Below are 25,951 nucleotides of genomic sequence, written 5' to 3'. Positions count from 1 at the left end.
TGTCAACGGGGGCAGCCCGGCCGCTTCATTGAGTCCATTCCCATGTTAGTTCTCGGCGTCGAATCCTCCTGTGACGAAACCGGCCTCGCTCTGTACGACACCGAGCGCGGCCTCCTGGCCCATGCCCTGCATTCGCAGATTGCCATGCATCAGGAATATGGTGGCGTGGTCCCCGAACTGGCCTCGCGCGACCACATCCGCCGCGCCATTCCCCTGCTCAAGCAAACCCTGGCCGATGCCCAGGTGCAGGCCCAGGACATCGACGCCATCGCCTACACCCAGGGACCTGGCCTGGCCGGCGCGCTGCTGGTGGGCGCCTCGGTGGCCTGCGGGCTGGGACTGGCGCTGGACAAGCCGGTACTGGGCATCCATCACCTGGAAGGCCACCTGCTGTCGCCATTGCTGGCGAGCAAGCCGCCGCGCTTCCCTTTCATCGCCTTGCTGGTCTCGGGTGGTCATACGCAGCTGATGCGGGTCGATGGCGTGGGCCGTTATGAATTGCTGGGCGAAACCCTGGACGATGCCGCCGGCGAAGCCTTCGACAAGTCGGCCAAGCTGCTGGGCCTGGGCTATCCGGGCGGACCGGCGATTTCGCGGCTGGCCGAATTTGGCGATCCGAACGCCTACCAGTTGCCGCGTCCGATGTTGCATTCCAAGAATCTCGACTTCAGTTTCTCGGGCCTGAAGACCGCGGTCCTCACCGTGGTCAAGCAGCAGAGCACCAATATCTGCGAACAGGACAAGGCCAATATCGCGCGCGGTTTTGTCGATGCCATCGTCGATGTGCTGGTAGCCAAGTGCATGACGGCGCTGAAGCAGACCAACCTGAAGCGCCTGGTCATCGCCGGCGGCGTGGGCGCCAATGCGCAGTTGCGCGCTGCCCTCGATGCGGCAGCGGCCAAGCGGCGCTATGAAGTCTTCTATCCGGAGTTGCAGTTCTGCACCGACAACGGCGCCATGATCGCCTTCGCCGGCGCCATGCGCCTGCGCGAGGAACCGGGTGCGGCGCGCAAGCAATACGGCTTCGGCGTGCGACCGCGTTGGCCGCTGGATGAGCTGCGGCCGCCTCAGCAGCAAGCCGTCTCTAATACCCTGGAAATCATTTAAACGATATAGACAAGAAGGGCCGCAATGCAGATTGCGGCCCTTCTTCCCTTTGCTTTCTTTTCTTCCGCTTCCCCGGCTGGCTGGCTTACTTGCCAGCCTTCTTCTTATCCCCAATCCGGCTTTCCTTGCCCGCCAGCAGATTGCCGATGTTCTTGCGGTGGCGATAGATCAGCAGCGCCGCCATGGCCACCACGGCCAGCAGGATACCGTCGGTAGTGCCGAACAGCAGGCCGTAGTAGAAGGGCGCGAACAAGGCCGCCACCAGCGCCGCCAGCGAGGAATAACGGAAGGCGAAGGCCACCGCCAGCCAGGTCGCCAGCGTGGCCAGGCCCAGCCATACGTCCAGCGCCAGCAAGATGCCCAGCGCGGTGGCCACCCCCTTGCCGCCGACGAAGCGGAAGAACACCGGCCACAGGTGGCCCAGGAACACTGCCAATGTCACCAGCGCAATACCGGTTTCATCCACGCCATAGTGCGGGCCGAACTTCTGCGCCAGCCACACCGCCAGCCAGCCCTTGAAGCCATCGCCCAGCAAGGTCAGCGCGGCGGCCTTCTTGTTGCCGCTGCGCAGGACGTTGGTAGCGCCGGGATTCCTGGAACCATAGGTGCGTGGATCGGACAGCCCGAACAGCTTGGAGACCAGCACCGCGAAGGACAGCGAGCCGATCAGGTAGGCGCCGATGGCGAAGAGGATGTTGTACATGAATGCGTTCTTTCTTGTCTCGGGGTTCTGGTCAGGCCGGGTCGGCCAGGGCGCACTGGACCGGCTTGGCCGGCAGCACCTTGAGGATCACGGCCGGGTCGATGCCGACCAGGAAGCCGCGCCGCCCGCCATTGATATAGATCTTGCCGAGTTCCAGGATGCTGGACTCGACATAGACCGGCATGGCCTTGCGGGTGCCGAAGGGCGACGTGCCGCCGATCAGGAAACCCGAGTGGCGGTTGGCCACCTCGGGCTTGCAGGGCTCGACCGACTTGCAGCCGATCTGGCGCGCCAGGTTCTTGGTCGAAACCTTGCAATCGCCGTGCATGAGCACCAGGAGCGGCTTGGCGGCCTCGTCCTGCATCACCAGGGTCTTGATGACCGCATGCTCGTCCACGCCCAGCTCGCGCGAGGACACCGAGGTGCCGCCGTGCTCCTCGTAGTCGTAAGGATGTTCGGTGAATGCCACGCCCTGCTTGCGCAGGAATTGCGTGGCCGGGGTTTCGGAGATGTGTTCTTTCTTGGCGCTCATCGGTATTCTTCCTGACGGCGGCTGACCGGCCACACAGGCCGGGCCGGGCCGTCATGGGCGCACATTATGCCGCAAAGATCAGCCGCGAGGGTGATGTGCGGCATGCAGTTGCTTGAGGCGCTCACGGGCGACGTGGGTATAGATCTGGGTGGTGGAGATGTCGGCATGGCCCAGCAGCAGCTGCACCACGCGCAGGTCGGCGCCATGGTTGAGCAAATGGGTAGCGAAGGCGTGGCGCAAGGTGTGCGGCGACAGGCGCGCCGTGATGCCGGCCTGCAGCGCATATTTCTTGACCAGGGTCCAGAACATCTGGCGCGTCATCGGACCGCCGCGCGCGGTCACGAACAGCGCATCGTCGAGCTGCCCCTGCAGGATCTGCGCCCTCGCCTCGGCCAGGTAGCGCATGAGCCAGTTGCCGGCTTCCTCGCCAAACGGCACCAGGCGCGTCTTGCTGCCCTTGCCAGTCACCCGCAGGACGCCCTCGTTCATGCCCACCTCGATGCTCTTCAACAACACCAGTTCCGAGACCCGCAGCCCGCTGGCATACATCAGCTCGAGCATGGCGCGGTCACGCAGTCCCAGCGGGGTGGACACATCAGGCGCGGCCAGCAAGGCCTCGACCTGGCCTTCCGAGAGGGTCTTGGGGAAGCGCTGCGGCTGGCGCGCCGAGCGCAGCTTCAGGCAGGGATCGGCGGCTACGTGATGCTGGCGCAGGGCCAGCTGGAAGAAACGTTTCAACACCGCCAGGCGGCGGTTGGAGGAGCTGGGCTTGGTCTGGTCGTGGCGTGCAGCAAAGTAGGCGTTGAGGTCCTCGGCCTGCGTCTCGTAAAGGGCCTTGGCGCGCTCCTGGTAGAGCCAGTGGGCGTAGAGGATCATGTCGCGCCGGTAGGCTTCCAGCGTGTTCTTGGACAAGCCATCTTCCAGCCACAGGCTGTCGCAGAATTCGTCGATGGCCTCACGGCTCACGGCCGGAGCCTCGATCTTTGGTGTGGTGCGTCCCATGCGTGTGCGTCAGTATCCGGCCACGCCTTCATGGCGCAGCAGCCAGCGCTTGACCTCCAGGTGGAAGCCATCCTCATCGTCGTGATGCGAAAAGCCGCCCAGCCCACCGGCAGCGGTCACCCGATGACAGGGAATGACCAGGGGATACCAGTTGGCCCCGCAGGCCTGGCCCACCGCGCGCGGCGCGGACTGGATGCGTTTGGCGACCTGGCCATAGGTCAGTACCTGGCCACAGGGAATGGCCGCAATGGCTTGCCAGACCCGCTGCTGGAAGGCGCTGCCGACGCTCAGCCGCGGCAGGTCGAAGCGGTAGGCGGGGTCAGCCAGATAGTGCGTGATCTGCTGTACGGCCTGCGCAGCCACGGCGTCGGTGGCGTCCTTCTCGGCGTAATGCGGCGGCAGGTAGACCATCTCGACCAGGGCCCCGGCCTCGGTGCGCACGCCCATGCCGCCGAAGGGCGTAGGCACCACGGCGGAGAACAGGGCGGTCAACGGGGAATCGGCTGGGGTCATCGGAAGGCGAGGCAAACAGGGCAAACGCGGCATGGGCCTGGGGCCCTATTGTAAGCAATTCATGCGCGGGCTTGATACCATCGGGCAAAACTTCCTGGAGACCGCATGAGCACCACCCACTTGCACACCGCCCCCGACCACCTGGTCATCACCGCCCCCACGCTCAAATCCGGCATGGCCTGGGTCGAGCAGTGCCTGGGCGTTTCCATGGCCCCGCGCATCGGTGGTCAGCATGTGCGGCTGGGTACGCACAATGCGCTGCTGTCGCTGGGCGAAGGCTTCTATCTGGAAGTCATCACCATCGATCCCAACGCCGATGCGCCAGGGCGGCCACGCTGGTTCGGCATGGATCAACTGAGCAAAGATGCCGCCCCGCGCCTGGCGCACTGGGTGGCGCGCACCAGCGATATCGCGGCTGCGGTGGCGGCCAGCCCCATTTCACCGGGCGTGATCGAACCCATGAGCCGGGGTGCGCTGGACTGGCTCATCACCATTGCCGCCGATGGTGCGCTGGCCTGCGACGGCGTGATGCCCTCCCTGATCCAGTGGCTCAGCCAGCCGCACCCGGCCAGCGCCCTGCCCGACCGCGGCTGCCGCTTGCAGCAACTGATCCTGGAACATCCCGCTGCCCAGCAACTGCAAGCAGCATGGCAGGCCATCGGGCTGGCCGATGCGCGTATCGTCTTGAAGGAAGGAAAGCAGGCAAGCCTGCGTGCTGTAGTGTTCACACCACACGGGGAGCGTGTGCTGGGCTGACGGATTCGGGAAGAGCGTAAAACATATAAACCGTATAAACGATTTACAGGCACAGCCAAGACCGCGCGGCACGAAGAAAAAAGGCGCATCCGCAGATGCGCCTTCAAAATACTCCTGATGCATTCCCGACCGTTTGAACGGTTTCAATCGAATGCACGTCTCCTCAGTTTCCCGGTATCGATACCGTTTGTTATGCACCACCCGCTTTGTATCCGGTGCCGCCCGGGTGCGCCGTTCCGATGATTCGGAAGGGTCGCCGGCCAGGCGCGTACATCAACAACAATGAACCAAAAACAAGACTGCTTTATTCGATTGCTGGGTCGGCAATGGCTTCTGCCGGTTCAGCGAAGCCCGCACTTTAGCAGTACTCTGCGCGCTTTCAAAGCACTTTTTCAGGGCAAAAACAACATGCTTTTCAGCAACTCAACAGACATCTGATGAAGCCGACCCCGCGCTGCAGTGCGAGGTCGGCGCGGGCTCGGCCCATTTCCCCCCGATCAGTTATAGATCAGGTTGGGCAGCCACAGCGACAGGGCCGGCCAGTAGGTTACCAGGGCCAGGAAACCGAGCATGGTCAACAGCCACGGCATGACCGCAATGGTCAGTTCGGTGATGCCCATCTTGGTGATGCCCGAGGCCACATACAGGTTCAGGCCCACCGGCGGATGGCACATGCCCACTTCCATGTTGACCACGATGAGGATGCCGAAGTGCACCGGATCGATGCCCAGCTTCATGGCCACCGGGAACAGGATCGGCGCCAGGATCAGCACGATCGACGAAGGCTCCATCACGTTACCGGCCAGCAGCAGCAGGATGTTGACCACCAGCAGGAAGGTGATCGGTCCCAGGCCCGAATCGGTGATCCATGCCGCCATTGCCTGCGGGATGTTCTCGCTGGTCACCAGGAACGAGAACAGCACCGCATTGGTGATGATGTAGAGCAGCATGGCCGACATCGAGGCCGAGTCCAGCAGCACCTTGGGCACCTGCTTCAACGTCAGGTCCTTGTAGACGAAGACGGCGATGAAGAAGGCATACACCGCCGCCATGGCGGCTGCTTCGGTCGGCGTGAAGACGCCCGTGTAGATGCCGCCCATGACGATGACAATCAGGAACAGGCCCCAGCCACTCTTGCGGAAGGCCGCAGCGCGCTCGGCCCAGGTGGCCTTCTTCAGGCGCGGGTAATTGTTCTTGCGCGCCAGGAACCAGGTCGTCACACCCAGCAGGAAAGCCAGCAACAGGCCCGGCACCACACCCGCCATGAACAGCTTGCCCACCGAGGTATTGGTCGAGACCGAATACATCACCATCACGATGGACGGCGGGATCAGGATGCCCAGTGCGCCGGAGGTGGTGATCACGCCCGCACCGAAGCGGTTGGGGAAGCCCTGCTTGACCATGGCCGGCAGGATGATGGAGCCGATCGCTACCACGGTTGCCGGCGACGAGCCCGACACCGCTGCAAACAGCGCGCAGGCCAGCACGCCGGCCAGCGCCAGGCCGCCATGCCAGTGGCCGACCATGGAGGTAGCGAAGTTGATCATGCGCCGCGCCACGCCGCCATGGGTGAGGAAGTTGCCGGCCAGGATGAAGAACGGGATCGCCATGATCTCGAACTTCTCGATGCCCGTGAACAGCTTCAGCGCCACCGACTGGATGGGCACGTCGGTCATGGTGAAGAGGAAAGTCAGTACCGTCAGACCCAGCGAGATCGAGATGGGCATCCCGGTCAGCATCAGGGCGAACAGCAAGACGAAAATGATCAGTGCATTCATGCTTTACCTCCGCTGGTTTCTTCGTCCAGACCTTCCACGTGGGCATGGTCATGCTTGGGCAATTCGCCGGTCCTGTGGAAATTCCACGCGACCTGGAGGAAACGGAAGCACATCAGGTAAGACCCCAGCGGCACGGCCAGGTAGACGATCCACATCGGCACTTCCAGGACCTCGGAGGTGCTGTCGTGCTGGGCGATGTCATAGACGAACTCGGCGCCGAAGGTGCCGACGATGCCGGTGAAGAGCGCGCCGGCAAACAGGCCAAAGAGCACGAACTTGTTGCGCCAGGGGGTGTTCAAGCGGTTGATCAGCACATCGACGCCCACGTGGATGCCGGTGCGCACGCCATAGGCGGCGCCGAACTTGGCCATCCACACGAACATGAAGATGCACAGCTCCTGCGCCCAGCTCATGTTGATCTGGATGAGCTGGTCTTGCAGCCAGGGGATATCCAGGCCGGAGGCGTAGCGGTGGACCACCGCGACGAAGATGATGAAGGTGGCCGCGGCCATGAGGAACGCGATCAGCCACTCTTCCAGATGGTCGAGTAACTTCATGATGTCTCCTTGCGCCAGCAGGCCGGCCCCCATCGGGACCGGCCAGTGGCTCAGGTTGTTCGGATTGTTATTGGTTCTTGTGCGCTCGCGCAGGCGCAAGCGCCCGGGGCAGCGTGGCCGTGCTTACTTCTGGCCCAGCGTTGCCGCTTCCTTGTTGACCGCGTCGATGAGGTCCTTGCCGATGCGGCTGGCCATCTGCTGTTGTACCGGCAGCAGCGCTTTGCGCCATTCAGCCTTTTCGGCGTCGGTGAGGCGGTAGACGGTGGTCTTGCCGGTCTTCTCGACGGCGGCCAGCGCAGCATCGTTTTCTTGCTGGGCGATGGCGTTGGCGTACTTGGTGGCGTCCTTCATCGCGCCTTCGAGCTGGGTGCGGATGTCAGCGGGCAGGCCATCCCAGAACTTCTTGTTGACGATGACGGCGTAGCCCAGGTAACCGTGGTTGGAGACGGTGACGTGCTTCTGCACTTCATGCATCTTCTGGGTATAGAGGTTCGAAGGCGGGTTCTCGGTGCCATCGACCACGCCGGTCTGCAAGGCCTGGTAGACCTCGGAGAAGGCCAGCACCTGCGGGTTGGCGCCCAGTGCGCGCATCTGTGCGTCGAGCACCTTGGAAGACTGGATACGCATCTTCAGGCCACGGAAATCGGCCGGATGATGCAGCGGCTTGTTGGCCGACATCACCTTGAAACCGTTATCCCAGTAGGCCAGGCCGGTGATGCCCTTGGGCTCCAGCTTCTTGAAGAGATCCTTGCCGATCGGACCTTCGGTCACGCGATACAGCACTTCCTTGGTCGGGAAGATATAGGGCAGGTCGAAGACCTCGAACTCCTTCACGCCCAGCGGGCCGAACTTGGCCAGCGAGGGCGCCAGCATCTGCACCGCGCCCAGTTGCAGGGCTTCCAGTTCTTCCTTGTCCTTGTACAGGGTGCTGTTGGGATAGACCTCGACCTTCACGCGGCCCTTGGTGGCCTTCTCGGCCAGTTCCTTGAAACGCTCGGCAGCCTTGCCCTTGGGCGTGTCATTGGCCACGACGTGGCTGAACTTGATGACGATGGGCTGTTGCGCGAAGGCGTTGGTGCTGACGATGGCTGCGGCCGTCATGGCCAGCAGGATGGACTTCAGTTTCATGCTTGTCTCCCCATTGAGGTGTAAATCGTTTATTGGATTTTCTTTATTTTTCTGTGAAGCTGGCGCGGCCAGTTGATGCCGGCGCATTTTGCCTAGCATCACCAGAATGGGGCAAGTGTGGTTAACCACAATGCCACCAGGTCTCACGGCCTGTCATTCCCATCGACCGGGATGCTGGCGCAAGCCCGGCACGGCCGCTACACTGGCGGCGTCATGAAATCCATCCCGCCGCCACCGATCGCTCCCCAGCCCAACGCCGCCTCGCAGCTGCGCGCCTCGGGCCGCAAGACCACCATGCGCTGGCTGATCCCCTTCCTGCTGGTGTGCCTGTTCCTGGCCACGCTGATCTGGCTGCCGCGCCAGGCGCAGCAGATGGAAGCCAGCGAACGGCTGGAACAGCTCATTGCCGATTCGCTCTGGGTGGAACAGGCGATCCGCTTCCAGTTGAGCCGCGACGACGAGAGCATGCGCATCATCGGCCGCGAGATCACCAATGGCCGTCTGCACCAGGAGCATTTCCGCAGCCGCCTGAACGCCCTGCTGCGCAACAACCGCGAGTTCTATCGCGTCACCTGGTTCAATGCCGAAGGCCGTCCGGTGGCCTCCACCGACGATTTCCCCATCACCCGCGCCGACCTCTCCAAGTCCTCGCTGATGACCGGCGAGCGCGCCCGCCAGATGCGCCGCCCGCTCTACAGCCCGCCGGCCGTGCCGCCGGGCATCGCCGAGCCCATGTTGATGGATTATCACGTGCCGCTGTTCCATGACAATCACTACGTCGGCAGCCTCGTGGCCAGTTATGCGGTGGCGCGCATCCTCAATGAAATGGTGCCGTGGTGGTTTGCGCAGGACAATGAAATCTCCCTCACCGACACCGACGACAACGTGGTGGCGCGCCGCACCTCGGGCGGTCCCGGCCTGAACGTCTATACCCACCGGCGCGAACTGGAATTGCCGGGCATCACGCTGGTGCTGCATACCAATAGCACCAAGAGCGCGCCCAAGCTCTTGCCCAATTTGCTGGTGGGCTCGGTGATCGTGCTCTCGCTGGGCCTGTTGTGGAGCCTGTGGGCCTTGTGGCGCGACATCAACCGCCGCACCAAGGCCGAGAAGGCCTTGCTCAACGAAGCGGTGTTCCGCGCGGCGATGGAAAACTCGCTGGTCACCGGCATGCGCGCACGCGACCTGGAGGGCCGCATCACCTATGTCAATCCGGCCTTCTGCAAGATGGTCGGCTTTGCCGCCGAAGAACTGGTGGGCAAGATCCCGCCCATGCCCTACTGGGCGCCGGAAGCCATGGATGAATACCAGGAACGGTTTTCCAACGTCTTGGCCGGACGCGCCACACCGCAGTTCGAGACCATCTTCCAGCGCCGCGACGGTGAGCGCTTCCCGGTGCTGATCTTCGAATCGCCGCTGGTGGACCAGGATGGCAAGCAGACCGGCTGGATGGGCTCCATCCTCGACATTTCCGAGCGCAAGCGCGCCGAAGACCTCAACCGCACCCAGGAAGAAAAGCTGCAGGCCAGCGCCCGCCTGGCCAGCATGGGCGAGATCGCCTCGACCCTGGCGCACGAGCTGAACCAGCCGCTGGCGGCCATCTCCAGCTATACCACCGGGGCGCTGAACCTGATGCAGCAGGGCCAGGCCGATCCCAAGGCGCTGCAGCCGGCGCTGGAAAAGATCCATGCCCAGGCCCAGCGCGCCGGCCACGTCATCCGCAGCGTGCACCAGTTCGTCAAGAAGCGCGAGCCGGCGCGCCAGCGGGTGCAGATGCGCCAGCTCATCGACAATGTCGCCCCGCTCATCGAATTGCAGGCCCAGCAGTTCTTCGTGGTGCTGCAATTGCAGGTGCCGCGCTCGCTGCCGCCGGTGCTGGGCGACCAGATCCTGCTGGAGCAGGTGATCCTGAACCTGACCCGCAACGGCATCCAGGCCATGGCGGCCGTGCCGTCGGCGCGGCGCATCCTGCGCGTGGCCGCCGAGGTGACGCGCAACGAGGATGGCGCCGAATCGGTCACGGTGTCGGTGACCGACCAGGGCCACGGCATCCCCGAGGATGTGGCGGCACGCCTGTTCTCCCCCTTCTTCTCGACCAAGGCCGAGGGCATGGGCATGGGTCTGAACATCTGCCGCACCACCATCGAATTCCACGGCGGCACGCTGACTTACACCGATAACCCGGCAGGCGGTACAATCTTCCGGTTTTCGCTGCCCGCCCAGAGCGGGTCTGACTAAACCCACAAGACAGGCTGCCGACCGGCTTGCCCGACCGCCTTCGCCCCATACCGATGCTGCACATAGTTGACGACGAAGAGATCATCCGCGATTCGCTGACCTGGCTGGCGCGTTCACGCAACATCGCCGCCACCGCCTACGACAGCGGTCCGACCTTGCTGGCCGCGCTGGCGGCCAGTCCCGGCATCGATGCCGAGGGCGAATGCCTGCTGCTGGATGTGCGCATGCCCGGCGCCAGCGGGGTGGCGCTGTTCAACGATCTCAAGACCAAGGGCCTGTTGCATCGTCGCCCGGTCATCTTCCTCACCGGTCATGGCGATGTTCCCATGGCGGTGGACATGCTGAAGAACGGCGCTTTCGATTTCTTCGAGAAGCCCTTCAATGACAACCAGTTGATGGACCGCGTGCTGGAAGCGCTGGCCAGCTCGCGCGCCGGCGGCGCCGAGGACGCAGTGCAAAGCCGCCTGGCGGCGCTCTCAGTGCGGGAGCGCGAGGTGCTGGACCTGATCCTGGCCGGCAAGATGAACAAGGTCATCGCCGATGAGCTCGGCATCAGCATGCGCACCGTGGAAGTCCATCGCGCCCATATCTTCGACAAGATGAACGTCAAGACCGCCGTCGAACTGGCGCGTCTGCTCAAGTAAAACCTGTAAAGCCAATTGGAAATCCTCAATCTCCTGCTGCCGGACTTCAGCCTCATTGCGCTGGGCGTACTGGTCTACCGCATCTCCAACTGGGGCGATGAATTCTGGGCCGGCATGGAAAAGCTGGTCTATTTCCTGCTGTTTCCGGCATTGCTGTTCTATTCCACGGCGCGCCTGAAGGTCGATCTTTCGGTCACCGGCGGGATGGTGCAGACGGGGGTGCTGTCGCTGCTGGCGGGCATTGCCCTGACCTGGCTGGGCAAGCCCTTCCTGCGCAGCACGCCCATGACCTACGAGTCCGGCATGCAGTGTGCATATCGGTTCAATTCCTATATCGCCCTGGCGCTGGCCACCCGCATGGCCGGCGAGGAAGGCGCGGGCCTGATGGCCATCCTGCTGGGCTTTGGCGTGCCCTTGTGCAATATCGCCGCCGTCCATGCATTGGCCCCGAAGAACAGCAATCTGCTGCGCGAACTGGCCAAGAACCCGCTGCTGGTGGCCACTGCGGGCGGGTTGACGTTTTCTGCACTGGGCCTGCATCTGCCGGAAGTGGCCGGCGTGGTGCTCTCGCGCCTGGGCGCGGCGTCCATTGCGCTGGGCCTGCTGATGGTGGGCGCCGGGCTGCGCCTGTCGGGACTCAAGGAAAGCAAGCCGGTGGTGGGCTGGTTCGTTTTCATCAAGCTCTTCGCGGTGCCGGCGGTAGCCTGGCTGATCGGCCAGCACCTGCAACTGCCGCCGCTGCAACTGCGCATCGTGGTGCTGTTCTGCAGCCTGCCCACCGCCTCCAGCGCCTACATCCTGGCCGCGCGCATGGGCGGCAACGGCCCGTTCACGGCATTCCTGATTTCCTTCGGCACGCTGCTCTCGGCGCTGACCATTCCCTTCTGGCTGGCGCTGGTGCATTGACGACGCGGCGACTCAGCTGACCCCGTGGCGCGCCAGCGCCCATTGCACATGCTCGACCACCAGCGCCGAGGGATGCGCCAGGCGCGCCCGCAAGGCCGCCACGATGGCGGCGTCGCCCCGGTGCGAAGGCGCATCGGCGGCATTGCCCAGCCCCACCGCGAGGTTGCGCAGCCAGCGCTCATGGCCGATGCGGCGGATGGCGCTGCCTTCAGTGTTGTTCAGGAATTCTTCTTCGCTCCAGCCGAACAGCCCGACCAGACTGGCGCTATCGAGGCCGTGGCGTACGTCGAAGTCCGGCAGGCTGGCGCGCTGGGCAAACTTGTTCCAGGGGCAATACAGCTGGCAATCGTCGCAGCCATAGATGCGATTGCCGATCAGCGGGCGCAGATCAGCGGGGATGCTGCCCTTGAGTTCGATGGTGAGGTAGGAGATGCAGCGTCGCGCATCCAGCTCGTAAGGCGCGACGATGGCGCCGGTCGGACAGGCCGTGATGCAGGCGCTGCACTGGCCGCAATGCGGGGTGACGGGGTCATCCACCGGCAGCGGCAGGTCGGTCAGCATCTCGCCCAGGAAGAACATCGAGCCGGCCTCCCGGTGCAGCAAGAGCGTATGCTTGCCGCGCCAGCCCAGGCCGGCCTTTTCGGCCAGCGCCACTTCCATGACCGGCGCCGAATCGGTGAAGACACGGTAGCCGAAGGGACCGATGCGGCCTTCGATACGCGTGGCCAGCTGCTGCAGGCGGGCGCGCAAGACCTTGTGATAGTCGCGGCCACGGGCATAGATCGAGACCTGGGCCGCACCCGGATCGGCGCTGCGCGCTTCTTCGCGGGCGCGCCAGTCAGGCTCGGCCGGGCCGGTTGCCTTGGGCAGATAGGGCATGCGCACGCTGACCACGCGCACCGTGCCCGGCACCAGTTCAGCCGGACGCGCCCGTTTCAGCCCGTGGCTTGCCATATAATCCATCTCGCCGTGGTAGCCCTTGTCCAGCCAGGCCTGGAAGCCGGCCTCGCGGTGCGACAGGTCCACATCGGCAATACGCACGTCGGCAAAACCCAGCGCGCGCCCCCAGTCCTTGATGGCGGCCGCCAGCGCCGCCAGGTAGGCGGGGTCGGCCAGATCATTGGCGGTAGCGGCGGCGGCGGGGACGGCGTTAGCGGTCATGAAGCAATTGATGTAACTGATGTTGATGTAACTGATAACGTACTGATAACGTAACAAACAAGATCGTATGCAAGCACACCATCTCCACCTGCCCGACGAAGCCGCGACCGCGCACCTGGGCGCCGACCTGGCGCGGGTGCTGGCGCCTGGCCTGGCGATCTACCTTCATGGCGACCTGGGGGCCGGCAAGACGGCGCTCACGCGCGCGCTGCTGCATGCGGCGGGCTATCAGGGGCGGGTCAAGAGCCCTACCTATACCCTGGCCGAACCCTATGAAGTGATGCTTGCAGGGCGCATGGTAACAGTCATCCACTTCGACCTGTACCGCATGGCCAGCCCGGAAGAATTCCTCGATGCGGGTTTTCGTGAACATTTCAACGAAAACTCCGTCTGTATCGTCGAATGGCCCGAAAAGGGTGATCCGGTGTTGCCGCCACCGGACATCCACGTCAACCTGTCGCTTGCAGGTGACGGTCGTGATGTAGAATTGCGTGCGTTGTCCGACAAGGGTCATCAATGCCTCGCTCGCCTGAACTTCGCTCCAAACCTGTGAAATCCAAAAGCCGCCGTACCATCCTCAAGGCCGGTGGCGCACTGTTCGTCTCCGTCATCACACCCCTGCCCGCCCTGGCCTCGCAGATCCTGGCCGTGCGTGTCTGGCCGTCCGACGACTACACCCGCGTCACGCTGGAAAACGACAGCGACCTCAAGGTCACCCACTTCGTGGTCAAGAATCCGGAGCGCCTGGTGGTGGATATCGAGGGCATTGATCTCAATAGCACCCTCAAGGACCTGGTCGCCAAGATCCAGCCCAACGATCCGTATATCAAGCAGGTGCGCGTGGGCCAGAACCGGCCCAGCGTGGTGCGCCTGGTGTTCGACCTGAAGGACGAGATCAAGCCGCAGGTCTTCACCCTGGCGCCGGTGGGCGAGTACAAGTACCGCTTCGTCATCGACCTCTATCCGGCCAATCCGCCGGACCCGATCGCCGCCCTGATCCAGAAGGGCGACTGGAACAAGGAAAGCCCGGCCAATCCGCCGCTGGCCCAAGGTCCGGTCGCGCCGCCCAAACCCGATCCCGCTCCGCTGGCCGAGATCAAGCCGCAGCCGGAAGACAAGAACGAGCGCAACCCCAAGGTCGCGCCGGACGAACCGCGCATGCAGCTCACCCGCATGATCACCATCGCGCTGGACCCCGGCCACGGCGGTGAAGATCCCGGCGCCACCGGCGCGCGCGGCAACCGCGAGAAGGACGTGGTGCTGTCCATCGCCAAGCGCTTGAAGCGCAAGATCGAGCAATACCCCAACATGCGCGTCATGCTCACCCGTGACGCCGACTTCTTCGTACCGCTGGGCCAGCGCGTGGTCAAGGCGCGCAAGGTGCAGGCCGACCTGTTTGTCTCCATCCACGCGGACGCCTTCGTGCAACCGACCGCGCGCGGCTCCTCGGTGTTCGCGCTGTCGGAAAAGGGCGCCAGCTCCACGGCGGCGCGCTGGCTGGCCAACAAGGAAAACTCGGCCGACCTGATCGGCGGGGTCAACATCAAGACCCATGACCGCCAGCTGGCCAGCGTGCTGCTGGATCTGTCGACCACGGCGCAGATCAACGACAGCCTGCGCGTGGGCAATGCGGTGTTGAAGGAAATCGGCGGCATCAACAAGCTGCACAAGGGTGCGGTGGAACAGGCCGGCTTTGCCGTGCTGAAGGCCCCGGACATCCCCAGCATCCTGATCGAGACCGCCTTCATCTCCAATCCGGAAGAAGAAGCCAAGCTCACCGACGAGCGCTACCAGGAGCAGATGGCCGACGCCATCCTCACCGGTATCCGCAACTACTTCGCCAAGAATCCGCCGCTGGCCAAGAACAAGCTGACGTAAGGGCTCCATTCCGGACGGCGATAAAAAACCCGGCGCTGGCAACAGGCCGGGTTTTTCTTTATCGATGCCGGACTCAGGACCTCAGTCTCAGGCGTTACTGACCTTGCGCTTGCCGCGCAGCTTGCGCCAGATCTGCCACAGTGCGCCCAGCACGATGGGAAAGACGGCGGCGACGATGCCGATGAGCACCAGCGTATTGAGATTCTGCTGCACCACCGGGATATTGCCGAACAGGTAACCCAGCACCACCAGTCCCACCACCCAGAGGAAAGCGCCCAGCACGTTGAAGAGCTGGAAGCGCGCGAAGCGCATGGCCGACACGCCGGCGATGAACGGCGCGAAGGTGCGCACGATAGGCGTGAAGCGGGCGATGACGATGGTCTTGCCGCCGTGCTTTTCGTAGAAGGCGTGGGTCTTGCGCAGGGCCTCGGGATTGAGCCAGCGATAGTTGTGGGTATAGACGCGCTGGCCGACCCAGCCGCCTATCCAGTAATTGAGGGTGTTGCCGGCCACTGCCGCCACCACCAGCAGCGTCATCAGCAGCCAGATGTCCATGGCGCCGGTGGCGCAGAAGGTGCCGGCAATAAACAGCAGCGAGTCGCCCGGCAGGAAGGGCAACACCACCAGGCCAGTCTCGCAGAAGACGATCAGGAACAGCACCGCATAGATGAGGGTGCCGTACTGCTCAATGAGGACACCCAGGTATTTGTCCACGTGCACCAGCACGTCCAGCAACTGCAAATAATCCATAACACCCAATCGTCCGTGAATCATCGATGCCGGGGCTCCCCATCGCCACGCGGCAAGAATATTTCATGCCAGAAATATTACGCAGGGACGGCAAGGCGTCGTTGCGCCGGCTCATCATACACCATGGCATCACCGTCTCCCGCTGTCTCCCGTTGACTTCGTGTGGCAATTTGATCGCCGCATTGCCGCTGCTCGCATCGAGCAATGGCACAAGGGACAGGTTTTGGCATATGATCAAGTCAGGTTCTTTACATCTGACATGCAAAAGGTGAAGCGTTATGTGCGCTCCCTGCATGAGGGCAAGACGCCTGGCCAGGCGTCATCAACGGCGACAGGAGGGGGCCGTATGGGGAGCCAGGACTCGTTCACGGGCGAAGTGGATCACCAGCGCCTGTCCGGCAGCGAGCGGGACGCGCTGCTGGCGGCCTTATGGCGTTCCATGGCCATCCTGGAGTTTTCCGCTGATGGCACGGTGCTGGAGGCCAACGACAACTTCCTCGCCATGCTGGGCTATCGCCGCGACGAAGTGGTCGGGCAGCACCACCGCATGCTGTGCGACCCGGCCTACGTCCAGACCGATGCCTACCAGCAGTTCTGGGAACACCTGCGCAAGGGCGAACTGATCGCCGGCACGCTGCAGCGGCGCCATGTCGGCGGCGCTACCGTCTGGCTGGAAGCGCTGTGCAGTCCCATCCTCGATGCCCAGGGGCAACTGCTGAAGGTGATCTCGGTGGCGGCCGACATCAGCGCGCACATCGACGATTCGCGTCACAGCAACAGCATCCTCTCGGCCCTGAATCGGTCTTTGGGCGTGGTCGAGCTCTCGCCCGAGGGCATCATCCTGGCGGCCAACGGCAATTACCTCAAGACCATGGAATACCTGGCCGAAGACCTGCTGGGCCAGCCGCACAGCATCCTGTGCGAGGCCGACTATGCGGCCAGCGAGGAATACACCTGCTTCTGGCGCGACGTCAGCCTGGGCCGCTTCTTCTCCGGCCGCTTCCCGCGCCGCACCCGTAGCGGCCGCACCATATGGTGGGAAGCCACCTACTCGCCCTTGCTCGATGCGCATGGCAAGGCCGAACGGGTGATCTGCATCGGCACCGATGTGACCTACCGCGTCACCCGCGAAAAAAGCGACCGCGAACACCTGCACCTGCTCTCGCTGGGCATCAATGAAACCGACAATGCGGTGCTCATCACCGACGACCAGAACCGCATCGTCTTCCACAACACCGGCTTCACCCGCATGCTGGGCTTCGAGAGCCAGCAGGTAATCGGCCGCCTGCCGGGCCAACTCTTCGCCAGTCGGCCTACCTTCGTCAAATCGCTGGAGCGCTGCCACGGCGAACTGGTGCAGGGCCACAGCTACCATACCGAAGAACTGATCCACGACATGCACGAGCAGCCGGTCTGGATCTCGGCGGTGGTCAATCCCATCCTGGACGGTGCGGGCAAGCTCATCCATGCGGTGTGCGTGATGACCGACATCACCAATACCAAGGTGCATGAGGTGCTGCAATACCGCGTGCTCAATGCCATGGCACGCGACTCGTCGCTGAGCGAGCAGATGAATCTGCTGTGCGAAGAAGTGGAGCGGGTCGCTCCCGAGGTGATTGCCTCGGTGCTGCGCGTGGATGAACACGGCTGCCTGCGCACCCTGGCCGGGCCCAGCCTGCCGGAGGCCTATATCAAGTCGATCGAAGGAGTGCAGATCGGACCGCTGGTAGGCTCCTGTGGCAGCGCCGCCTATACTGGCGAGACCGTGATCGTGGAAGATATCCAGACCGATCCCCACTGGAACGACTACAAGCACCTGGCCCTGCCTCACGGCCTGCGCGCCTGCTGGTCCACGCCGATCAAATCGGCCGATGGCAAGGTAATCGGCACTTTTGGCTTCTATTACCGCCATCCCGCCCGGCCCAGCCTCTTCCATCACCTGCTGGTGGAAGCCGGCCTGCACCTGTGCGCCCTGGCCATCGAGCGCGAGGACGCCCGCGCGCGCATCCACCAGCTGGCCTTCTACGATTCCCTGACCGGCCTGCCCAACCGCAGCCTGCTGCTGGTGCAGGCCGGCCAGGCCATTGCCGCCGCCGAACGCAACTGCAGCACGGTGGCGGTGATGTTCATCGACCTGGACCGCTTCAAGCAGGTCAATGATTCACTGGGCCACCAGGCCGGCGACGAGCTGCTGCGCACGGTGGCCACCCGCCTGCAATCGCAGGCGCGCCGCTCCGACATCGTCGGCCGGCTCTCCGGTGACGAGTTCGTGGTGGTGCTCACCCAGTACGACACCCAGCACCTCACCGAAGTGGTCAAGCGCATCCAGGAGCGCCTGGCCATGCCCTGCCACATCAACGGCACTCCGCTGAACCCCTCAGCCAGCATCGGCGTGGCCATCTTCCCCGACAACGGCAACGACATCGAGACCCTGCTGCACCGGGCCGACATCGCCATGTACCAGGCCAAGGCCGTCAACCGTGGGCGTTTCAGCTTCTTCAGCGAAGAGATGAACAGCATGGCCCAGGAGCGCCTGGCGCTGGAAAGCGCCCTGCGCGACGCCCTGCGCGGCGGCGACCTGGAGCTCAACTTCCAGCCCCAGATCAACCTGCACGACCAGAGCCTGCACGGGGTCGAGGCGCTGGCGCGCTGGCTTCATCCGCAACTGGGACAGATCTCGCCAGGGCGCTTCATTCCCATCGCGGAAGAATGCGGACTGATCGGCGAACTGGGCAAGTGGGCGCTGGAAGAGGCCTGTTTCCAGCTGTCCGACTGGCGTCGGCGCGGCATCCAGGTACCGTCGATCTCGGTGAACCTGTCGGCCACCAATTTCCACGATCTGGACCTGCCGCAATTCGTCACCGGCCTGCTGCGCCGCTACGCCCTCGAACCCAGCGACCTGACCCTGGAGATCACCGAAACCGTGCTCATGGACACCAACCCCAGCACCAGCCAGACCATTGCCGCCGTGCATGCGCTGGGCATCCGGCTGGCCATGGACGACTTCGGCACCGGCTATTCCAGCCTGGGCTACCTGCGCAAGCTGCCCGTCTCGGAACTGAAGCTGGACCAGAGTTTCGTGCGCGACATGGCCAAGGACCCCGCCGTGAGCGCCCTGACCAATGCCGTCATCCGCATCGGCGAGAGCCTCAAGCTGACCGTCGTGGCCGAAGGGGTGGAAGACGCCGAGCAATATGCCTTGCTGATGAGCCAAGGCTGTGATGTGGCGCAGGGCTACCTGTTTTCGCGGCCGATGTCAGCCGATGCGCTGGAAAACTGGGTGCGCGATCTGCACGCCGGGCGCGGACATACTGGCGAATGGACGCCCCAGTACCAGTCCGCCGTACCAGGCTGAAGCATCGGCCTGCATCAATACGATGCAAAAAGATTCACTTTCCCAGTGGAAAAACAACAGCACAGTTAAATGTGGGCGCAAACATTCGAAGTATTTTGATGCAGCGCAATAAGCTGACGATATACTGACGCATTCCCCAGCAGATACCGCGATTTGACATCCGCGCCCGGAGCAATCCAGGGCGCAGGGCTAGTGCGTTCTTCGCTTTCGTTGCCTCTTCGGCAACAAAGGAAAACAGATTGGATTCAAGCTCGCCGATCGGGGCGAGTCGCTAGCGTCGCCGAGGTGACCTGAACCGGTCCCGTTCGGTATTTGCATTTCCACATTATGCGTTTCAAAAAAGAACAACAGCCATGGCTAATTCGACGTCTGCTGCGCGTAGCGCATCCCTCTTCCATCGTTCGGTGGGAGCCAAACTGACCGCCCTGACGGTGGCCCTGGTGGGCATCGTCTTTGTGATCGCCTTGCTGCTGATCACCTATTCGGCCTCACGCATGATCGAGCAGCGCTCAGTAGAACAGATGCGCAACGATACGCGCGGCATCGCCAACATGGTCGGCCTGTTCGACCGTTCCGTGAACAGCCAGGTCGATCGCTTCTCCACCATGTTCGATAGCGAATTCGGCAAGCTGAACCTGGATGAAACGCGCACGGTGCAAATCGGCGAGCGCGCCACCCCGGTGCTGCAGAACGATGGCCATGAACTGAACCTGGACTTTTCCATCCCCGACCGCTTCACCGCCAAGACCGGCGTGACCGCCACCATCTTCGCCAAGACCGGCGAAGACTTCGTGCGCATCTCCACCTCGGTGAAGAAGGAAAACGGCGAGCGCGCCATCGGCACCCTGCTCGACCGCAGCCATCCCGGCTACGCGGCGCTGAAGTCCGACAAGGCCTATAGCGGCCTGGCCACCCTGTTCGGCAAGCAATACATCACCAAGTACGTGCCAGTGAAGAACAATGCCGGCCAGATCATCGCCGCGCTCTATGTGGGCATCGACATCTCCAGCGACATCAAGGCGCTCAAGGACCAGATCAAGGCGCTCAAGATCGGCGACACCGGCAATTTCTTCGCACTCAACGCCCGTGAAGGCAAGGACCAGGGCGTGATGATCGCCGGCGCTGCGCGCGAGGGCAAGGAAGAAGGCAGCAGCCTGCTGGAACTGAAGGACGCCGCCGGCGACACCTACATCAAGACCATGCTGCAACAGAAGGACGGCTCGCTGGCCCATACTGCCGCCGATGGCCGCAAGAAGATCCTGGCCTTTACCTACTACCCGGGATGGCACTGGGTCATCGCCGGCGAGGCAGCGGTCGACGAGATCACCCGCGAAGTCAGCTCCATGCGCAACCTCTACATCGGCCTGGGCCTGCTGTTCCTGGCGGTGCTGGCGGCGATCCTGACGGTGATGGTCAACCGCATGGTCTCGCGTCCGCTGGATGCAGCGTGCCAGGCCGCCGACCGCATCGCCGGCGGCGACCTCACCACTCGCCTGCACGTGCACAGCAGCGACGAGATCGGTCGCCTGATGGGCGCCTTCAACGGCATCAGCATGGGCTTGAGCGACGTGGTCTCCAGCGTGCGCGCCGGCACCGAAGAAATCAACACCGCCGCCAGCGAGATCGCCTCGGGCAACCTCAACCTGTCGGTACGCACCGAACAGCAGGCCGGCGCCCTCGAAGAAACCGCCTCGGCCATGGAAGAGCTGACCTCCACCGTCAAGCAGAACGCCGCCAACGCCGAGCAGGCCGACGAACTCTCCAGCGCCGCCTCGGAAGTGGCCAGCCATGGCGGCGAGGTGGTCGGCCAGGTGGTGCAGACCATGGACGCCATCAACAGCTCGTCGCAACGCATCGTGGACATCATCAGCGTCATCGATGGCATCGCCTTCCAGACCAATATCCTGGCGCTGAACGCCGCCGTGGAAGCAGCCCGCGCCGGCGAACAGGGGCGCGGCTTTGCCGTCGTGGCCACCGAAGTGCGTACCCTGGCCCAGCGCAGCGCCGCCGCCGCCAAGGAAATCAAGGAACTCATCGACGCTTCCGTGCAGACGGTGGCCGGTGGTGGCCAGTTGGTCACCCAGGCCGGCAACACCATGAACGACGTGGTCTCCAGCGTGCAGCGCGTATCCACCGTCATCAGTGAAATCACCACCGCCAGCCGCGAGCAGAGCGAAGGCATCGACCAGATCAACCGCGCCATCGCGCAAATGGACGAGAGCACCCAGCAGAACGCCGCCCTGGTCGAACAGGCCGCCGCAGCCGCGCAATCGCTGCAGCAGCAGGCCGAACGCCTGGCGGCCGCCGTGAGCACCTTCCGCATCTGAGGGGTATTTCCGGGCAGACCATCCCTGAGCAAACCCGCCTTCGAAGCCGCCCACGGGCGGCTTCGTCACATGGGCGGCGGCGGCCAGGCGGCGCCGCTTGGACGGTATAATCCCGCCATGAACGCACCGCACTCCCCTTCCGCTTCCGACCCGGCCGCAACGCCGTCCTATCGCCCCATCCAGGCCCTGCCCGATCAGTTGATCTCGCAGATTGCCGCCGGCGAGGTGATCGAACGTCCCTCCGCCGTGGTCAAGGAATTGCTGGAAAACGCCCTCGACGCCGGCTCCACCCAGATCACCGTGCGCCTGGAGCAAGGCGGCGTCAAGCGCATCGCCATCACCGACAACGGACGCGGCATTCCACCTGAGCAATTGCCGCTGGCCCTGGCTCGCCATGCGACCTCCAAGATTGCCTCCCTGACCGACCTGGAAAACGTCTCCACGCTCGGTTTTCGCGGCGAAGCGCTGGCCTCGATCGCCTCGGTGGCGCAACTGACCGTCACCAGCCGCACCGCCGATGCACCGCACGCCTGGGAAATCACCGGCTCCCAGTTTGGTACCGTCGCTCCCGCCTCGGGAGCGCAGGGCACCACCATCGACGTGCAAGACCTCTACTTCAACACGCCGGCGCGGCGCAAATTCCTCAAGTCCGAACAGACCGAATACGGCCACTGCGCCGAAGTCGTGCGCCGCATTGCGCTGGCGCGTCCGGACGTGAGTTTCTCGCTGTCGCACAACGGCAAGACGGTGGATCACTGGAACGTCGGCGAATTCGCCAAGCGCAGCGCCCACATCCTCGGCGACGAATTCGCCAACGCCCGCCTGCCGCTCGACGAGAGCGCCGGCCCCTTGCGCCTGCACGGCTTCGTCGGCCTGCCCACCGCCTCCAAGGCGCGCGCCGATGGCCAGTACTTCTACGTCAATGGCCGCTTCGTGCGCGACAAGCTGCTCACCCACGCCGTGCGTGCCGCCTACCAGGACGTGCTGCATGGCGACCGTTATCCGGCCTACGCCCTGTCGCTCACGCTGGACCCGGCGCTGGTGGACGTCAACGTCCATCCCTCCAAGATCGAAGTGCGCTTCCGCGATAGCCGGGCGGTACACCAGTTCGTCTTCCATGCCGTCTCGCGCGCACTGGCGCAGACCTCGGCCGTTTCTTTCGGCACCCTGCCTGGCACCGCGCCCCAGTCCGACGACAGCGCCGGCGCGCCACCGCCGGCCGCCAATGCACCGCTGCCGTGGATACGCGAACAGCAGCAGCAAAGCTTTTCGGCGCAGTTCGCCGAAGCCCCGCGCCCCTTCTCCTTCGGCGGCAACAGCGGCTTTGGCGTACGCCAGAACACCGAAGCCTACGGCAGCATGTTCCGCAGCGCGCCCGCCAGCGGCGAGCCTGACGGTGCCGCCCCGGCGGCCTATGGCGCTGCGCCCGCCACCGCCCCGGCCACGCTGCCCGAGGGCGATTTCCCACTCGGCTTCGCCCTGGCGCAACTGCACGGCATCTACGTGCTGGCGCAGAACCAGGCTGGCCTGGTGGTGGTGGACATGCACGCCGCCCATGAACGCATCCTCTACGAACAGCTCAAGACTGCACTGGACGGCAACGAGATGTTCGTGCAGCCGCTCTTGATTCCCGTGACCTTCTACGCCGACCCGGTCGAAGTCGGCACCGTGGAAGAACATCAGGAAACGCTCTCCGCCCTAGGCTTCGACATTGCCGTGATGTCGCCCACCACGCTGGCGGTGCGCGCCGTGCCGGCGCTGCTCAAGAACGCCGACGCCCAGACCCTGGCCCGCGACGTGCTGCGCGACGTGCGCGAATATGGCGGCTCACGCGTGCTGCTGGAGCGCCGCAACGAACTGCTCGGCACACTGGCCTGCCACACCGCCGTGCGCGCCAATCGCAGCCTGACCCTGCCCGAGATGAATGCGCTGTTGCGCCAGATGGAAGCCACCGAGCGCTCCGACCAGTGCAACCATGGCCGCCCGACCTGGACCCAGATGGGCCTGTCGGACCTGGACAAGCTCTTCCTGCGCGGCCAGTAGATGACAGACCAGACGCTTCCCCTGGCCGTCTCCATCATGGGCCCCACCGCCTCCGGCAAGACCGCGGCGGCGCTGGAGATTGCCCGCCATCTGCCCTGCGAAATCATTTCCGTGGATTCGGCCCTGGTCTACCGCGAGATGGACATCGGCACCGCCAAGCCCACGCCCGCCGAGCTGGCCCAAGTGCCGCACCACCTGATCGACATCATCGATCCCACCGAAGCCTACTCGGCCATGCAATTCCGCCAGGACGCGCTGCGCCTGACGCAGGAGATCATTGCCCGCGGCAAGCTGCCCTTGCTGGTCGGCGGCACCATGCTGTATTTCAAGGTCTTGCGCGACGGCCTGGACGAACTGCCGCAAGCCGACCCAGCCCTGCGCGCGCAGCTTGACGAAGAAGCGGCGCGCGTCGGCATGCCAGCCATGCATGCCCGGCTGGCCGAGCTGGACCCGGTCACGGCCGCGCGCCTGAAGCCCAACGACAGCCAGCGCATCCAGCGCGCCCTGGAGATCAGCCTGCTGACCGGCCAGCCGATGTCAGCGCTGCTGTCGCAAAAGCCGGCCGAAGCGCTGCCCATGCGTTTGCTGCCGCTGGCGCTGGAGCCTTCCGAGCGTGCCGTACTGCACGACCGCATCGCCCTGCGCTTTGACCTGATGCTGCGCGATGGCGGCCTGGAACGCGAAGTCCGCGCCCTGCGCGCCCGCGGCGACCTGCACCTGGGCCTGCCCTCGATGCGCTGCGTGGGGTACCGGCAGATGTGGGAATACCTGGACGGCAGCATCGACGCGGCCACCATGCGCGAGAAAGGCATCGCCGCCACCCGCCAGCTGGCCAAGCGCCAGCTGACCTGGCTGCGCTCCATGCCGGAGCGCATCAGCATCGACTGCAACCGGCCCGAGGCCACGGCAGAGGTGCTGGCGCGAGTGCGCGAGGCTGTGGATAACTAAAACCCGTGGATACGCAGAAAAATGTTGACAGCAAGCCTTCTGACCATTATAGTCTCGGGCTTGCCTCCTGGTGATATAGCTCAGCTGGTTAGAGCACAGCACTCATAATGCTGGGGTCGGTGGTTCAAGTCCACCTATCACCACCAGATACCGATTCGAAGAAGTCCAGTAGAATCCTGAAACCCGCTACAGGCCTAGTGCTTGAGCGGGTTTTTTGTTTTTCAACGTCCAAAACGGTGCGTTGACAGCCAATGGGGGGTAGGGGTAGTTTTAGGGGTAACCGCACATTACCCAAACATCGCTACCCCTAAAATGCCTAGAATCATTGAGCCCCTCAAGGATCTACAAGTTAAGAATGCCAAGCCGAAAGACAAGTCGTACAAGCTAGCCGACGGCGGCGGACTCTACTTGCTCGTCACGCCCACTGGCAGCAAAGGGTGGCGACTCAAATACCTGTTCTTGGGGAAAGAAAAGCTGATCTCCTTAGGCACCTACCCCGAGGTCAGCCTGCAAGAAGCTCGTAAGCGACGTGACTCCAATAAGGAGCTCGTGTCCGATGGGGTTGATCCTAGCGATAACAGAAAGGCCGCAAAGCTAGCAGGCGTTGAGCGCGCTGCAAATAACTTTGAAGCCATTGCACGAGAATGGCTGGCCAAGCACAAAGAAGAATGGGCAAAGACCCACTACGAGAAAATAGTCGGCCGACTTGAGAACGACGTTTTCCCCTACCTCGGGAAGAAACCAATTTCCGGCATTACGACATCTGAACTGTTGAGCGTCATTCGCAAGATTGAAAGTAGAGGCGTACTAGAAACAGCGCACCGAGCTCTTGCAAACTGCGGACAGGTTTTTCGGTACGCAGTCGCCACGGGGCGGACGGAGCGCGATCCAACTGGAGATCTTCGCGGAGCGCTCGCTTCTGTGAAAAGTCGCCGCACTCATTTCGCGGCTGTCACCGAACCCAAAGAGGTTGGCAGCCTTCTTCGTTCCCTCTACGGATATGACGGCACTCCAACAGTCTGTGCGGCGCTGCGTCTGGCGCCTTTGTTGTTTGTAAGACCTGGAGAGCTACGAGCAGCGGAGTGGGCACATATCGATCTAGATGCCGCTGAATGGCGCTACATAGTCACAAAAACGAACACACAACATATCGTGCCACTCCCCAGCCAAGCGGTTGAGATTCTAAAGGACCTCCAACCGCTAACCGGTAGTGGGAAGTATGTTTTCCCCAGCCCGAGATCCAAGACTCGCCCGATGAGTGACAACGCGATTTTGTCAGCTATGCGTCGCATGGACATCGGCAAAGATGTCATGAGCGGCCACGGCTTCCGGGCCATGGCGCGCACTATTCTCGATGAAGTCCTTGGAGAGCGAGTCGATCTTATTGAGCATCAATTGGCGCACGCGGTCCGGGATCCCAACGGGCGCGCCTACAATCGGACTTCTCATCTTCCAGAACGCAAGCGAATGATGCAACGCTGGGCAGATTACCTGGATTCGTTACGTGTAGGCGCTGAGGTAATTCAACTGCGCGAAGCTTAATACCAAGTGGCCTTAACTAGCCGCAGTAATGACGCATATCGCACCGAACCTCCGCCTTGACTTGATCTCCAGCGCTCAAGCGC

21 protein-coding genes and 1 tRNA gene are annotated in these 25,951 nt (G+C 63.4%); 13 read left to right on the top strand and 9 right to left on the bottom strand.

Going from position 1 to position 25,951, the window contains the following annotated elements; genetic code table 11:
- Nucleotides 1–42 precede the first annotated feature (42 nt).
- Nucleotides 43–1,107, top strand: a complete 1,065-nt coding sequence (gene tsaD, locus BGK68_RS10530; RefSeq protein WP_075257058.1) for a tRNA (adenosine(37)-N6)-threonylcarbamoyltransferase complex transferase subunit TsaD — start codon at nt 43–45, stop codon at nt 1,105–1,107.
- A gap of 85 nt (nt 1,108–1,192) precedes the next feature.
- Here tsaD and plsY read toward each other — a convergent pair whose 3' ends face one another.
- The 4 genes from plsY to BGK68_RS10510 all read right to left on the bottom strand — a co-directional run bounded on the left by plsY (nt 1,193) and on the right by BGK68_RS10510 (nt 3,857).
- Nucleotides 1,193–1,810, bottom strand: coding sequence for a glycerol-3-phosphate 1-O-acyltransferase PlsY (plsY, locus tag BGK68_RS10525; RefSeq protein ID WP_075257057.1), 618 nt, complete (start codon nt 1,808–1,810; stop codon nt 1,193–1,195).
- Nucleotides 1,811–1,841: 31 nt separating this feature from the next.
- Nucleotides 1,842–2,342, bottom strand: coding sequence for an aminoacyl-tRNA deacylase (locus tag BGK68_RS10520; RefSeq protein WP_013232885.1), 501 nt, complete (start codon nt 2,340–2,342; stop codon nt 1,842–1,844).
- Between the two features lie 78 nt (nt 2,343–2,420).
- Nucleotides 2,421–3,344, bottom strand: coding sequence for a site-specific tyrosine recombinase XerD (xerD, locus tag BGK68_RS10515; RefSeq protein ID WP_075257056.1), 924 nt, complete (start codon nt 3,342–3,344; stop codon nt 2,421–2,423).
- A gap of 9 nt (nt 3,345–3,353) precedes the next feature.
- Nucleotides 3,354–3,857, bottom strand: a complete 504-nt coding sequence (locus tag BGK68_RS10510; RefSeq protein ID WP_075257055.1) for a methylated-DNA--[protein]-cysteine S-methyltransferase — start codon at nt 3,855–3,857, stop codon at nt 3,354–3,356.
- A 105-nt stretch (nt 3,858–3,962) separates the two neighbouring features.
- Between BGK68_RS10510 and BGK68_RS10505 the strand changes: the two genes are divergently transcribed.
- On the top strand, nt 3,963–4,613 hold the full coding sequence (locus tag BGK68_RS10505; RefSeq protein WP_075257054.1) for a VOC family protein: 651 nt from the start codon (nt 3,963–3,965) through the stop codon (nt 4,611–4,613).
- A gap of 497 nt (nt 4,614–5,110) precedes the next feature.
- Here the strand turns inward: BGK68_RS10505 and BGK68_RS10500 are convergent, their stop codons facing one another.
- From BGK68_RS10500 to BGK68_RS10490, 3 genes are all read right to left on the bottom strand, one after another.
- On the bottom strand, nt 5,111–6,391 hold the full coding sequence (locus tag BGK68_RS10500; RefSeq protein WP_075257053.1) for a TRAP transporter large permease: 1,281 nt from the start codon (nt 6,389–6,391) through the stop codon (nt 5,111–5,113).
- Nucleotides 6,388–6,948 carry a TRAP transporter small permease gene (locus BGK68_RS10495; RefSeq protein WP_075259777.1) on the bottom strand — a complete coding sequence of 187 codons (561 nt, stop codon included), beginning with the start codon at nt 6,946–6,948 and terminating at the stop codon, nt 6,388–6,390. The genes BGK68_RS10500 and BGK68_RS10495 overlap by 4 nt, the downstream gene beginning before the upstream one ends.
- A gap of 123 nt (nt 6,949–7,071) precedes the next feature.
- Nucleotides 7,072–8,076 (bottom strand): TRAP transporter substrate-binding protein, encoded by a 1,005-nt coding sequence (locus tag BGK68_RS10490; RefSeq protein WP_075257052.1) that lies wholly within the window; start codon nt 8,074–8,076, stop codon nt 7,072–7,074.
- 213 nt (nt 8,077–8,289) lie between these two features.
- On the opposite strand from BGK68_RS10490, the gene BGK68_RS10485 reads away from it, so the two are divergent.
- Genes BGK68_RS10485 through BGK68_RS10475 form a run of 3 tightly spaced genes read left to right on the top strand, consistent with a single transcriptional unit; the run spans nt 8,290 to nt 11,864 of the window.
- Nucleotides 8,290–10,314: a two-component system sensor histidine kinase NtrB gene (locus BGK68_RS10485; RefSeq protein WP_075259776.1), complete on the top strand. Its 2,025-nt coding sequence runs from the start codon at nt 8,290–8,292 to the stop codon at nt 10,312–10,314.
- 53 nt (nt 10,315–10,367) lie between these two features.
- Nucleotides 10,368–10,958: a response regulator transcription factor gene (locus BGK68_RS10480; RefSeq protein WP_075257051.1), complete on the top strand. Its 591-nt coding sequence runs from the start codon at nt 10,368–10,370 to the stop codon at nt 10,956–10,958.
- A 15-nt stretch (nt 10,959–10,973) separates the two neighbouring features.
- Nucleotides 10,974–11,864: an AEC family transporter gene (locus BGK68_RS10475; RefSeq protein ID WP_075257050.1), complete on the top strand. Its 891-nt coding sequence runs from the start codon at nt 10,974–10,976 to the stop codon at nt 11,862–11,864.
- 12 nt (nt 11,865–11,876) lie between these two features.
- Here BGK68_RS10475 and queG read toward each other — a convergent pair whose 3' ends face one another.
- Complete coding sequence (queG, locus tag BGK68_RS10470; protein WP_075257049.1) at nt 11,877–13,025, bottom strand: tRNA epoxyqueuosine(34) reductase QueG; 1,149 nt, start codon at nt 13,023–13,025, stop codon at nt 11,877–11,879.
- Between the two features lie 67 nt (nt 13,026–13,092).
- Here queG and tsaE point away from each other — a divergent pair, with 67 nt between their 5' ends.
- Entirely contained in the window at nt 13,093–13,578 is a 486-nt protein-coding gene (gene tsaE / locus BGK68_RS10465) for a tRNA (adenosine(37)-N6)-threonylcarbamoyltransferase complex ATPase subunit type 1 TsaE (protein WP_075257048.1), read from the top strand.
- The gene (locus tag BGK68_RS10460) at nt 13,542–14,903 is read left to right on the top strand and encodes an N-acetylmuramoyl-L-alanine amidase (protein WP_075257047.1); all 1,362 of its coding nucleotides are present in this window, start codon (nt 13,542–13,544) and stop codon (nt 14,901–14,903) included. Before tsaE ends, BGK68_RS10460 begins: the two co-directional genes overlap by 37 nt.
- Nucleotides 14,904–14,990: 87 nt before the next feature.
- On the opposite strand, the gene BGK68_RS10455 is transcribed toward BGK68_RS10460, so the two are convergent.
- On the bottom strand, nt 14,991–15,653 hold the full coding sequence (locus BGK68_RS10455) for a VTT domain-containing protein (RefSeq protein ID WP_075257046.1): 663 nt from the start codon (nt 15,651–15,653) through the stop codon (nt 14,991–14,993).
- 346 nt (nt 15,654–15,999) lie between these two features.
- On the opposite strand from BGK68_RS10455, the gene BGK68_RS10450 reads away from it, so the two are divergent.
- The 6 genes from BGK68_RS10450 (at nt 16,000) to BGK68_RS10425 (ending at nt 25,868) form a co-directional block, all read left to right on the top strand.
- The gene (locus BGK68_RS10450) at nt 16,000–19,008 is read left to right on the top strand and encodes a sensor domain-containing protein (RefSeq protein ID WP_075257045.1); all 3,009 of its coding nucleotides are present in this window, start codon (nt 16,000–16,002) and stop codon (nt 19,006–19,008) included.
- A gap of 353 nt (nt 19,009–19,361) precedes the next feature.
- On the top strand, nt 19,362–21,335 hold the full coding sequence (locus BGK68_RS10445) for a methyl-accepting chemotaxis protein (RefSeq protein ID WP_075257044.1): 1,974 nt from the start codon (nt 19,362–19,364) through the stop codon (nt 21,333–21,335).
- Between the two features lie 117 nt (nt 21,336–21,452).
- On the top strand, nt 21,453–23,378 hold the full coding sequence (gene mutL / locus BGK68_RS10440; RefSeq protein ID WP_075259775.1) for a DNA mismatch repair endonuclease MutL: 1,926 nt from the start codon (nt 21,453–21,455) through the stop codon (nt 23,376–23,378).
- Complete coding sequence (gene miaA / locus BGK68_RS10435) at nt 23,379–24,326, top strand: tRNA (adenosine(37)-N6)-dimethylallyltransferase MiaA (RefSeq protein ID WP_075257043.1); 948 nt, start codon at nt 23,379–23,381, stop codon at nt 24,324–24,326. It abuts the gene before it with no gap.
- Between the two features lie 69 nt (nt 24,327–24,395).
- Nucleotides 24,396–24,472: transfer RNA gene (locus tag BGK68_RS10430), tRNA-Met, on the top strand.
- Between the two features lie 166 nt (nt 24,473–24,638).
- Nucleotides 24,639–25,868, top strand: a complete 1,230-nt coding sequence (locus tag BGK68_RS10425; RefSeq protein WP_075257042.1) for a tyrosine-type recombinase/integrase — start codon at nt 24,639–24,641, stop codon at nt 25,866–25,868.
- The last annotated feature ends 83 nt before the right edge of the window (nt 25,869–25,951 follow it).

It is taken from the genome of Herbaspirillum camelliae, from assembly GCF_001929405.1.
Lineage (GTDB): Bacteria > Pseudomonadota > Gammaproteobacteria > Burkholderiales > Burkholderiaceae_D > Herbaspirillum > Herbaspirillum seropedicae.
This window is presented reverse-complemented; position numbering and strand designations above follow the sequence as displayed.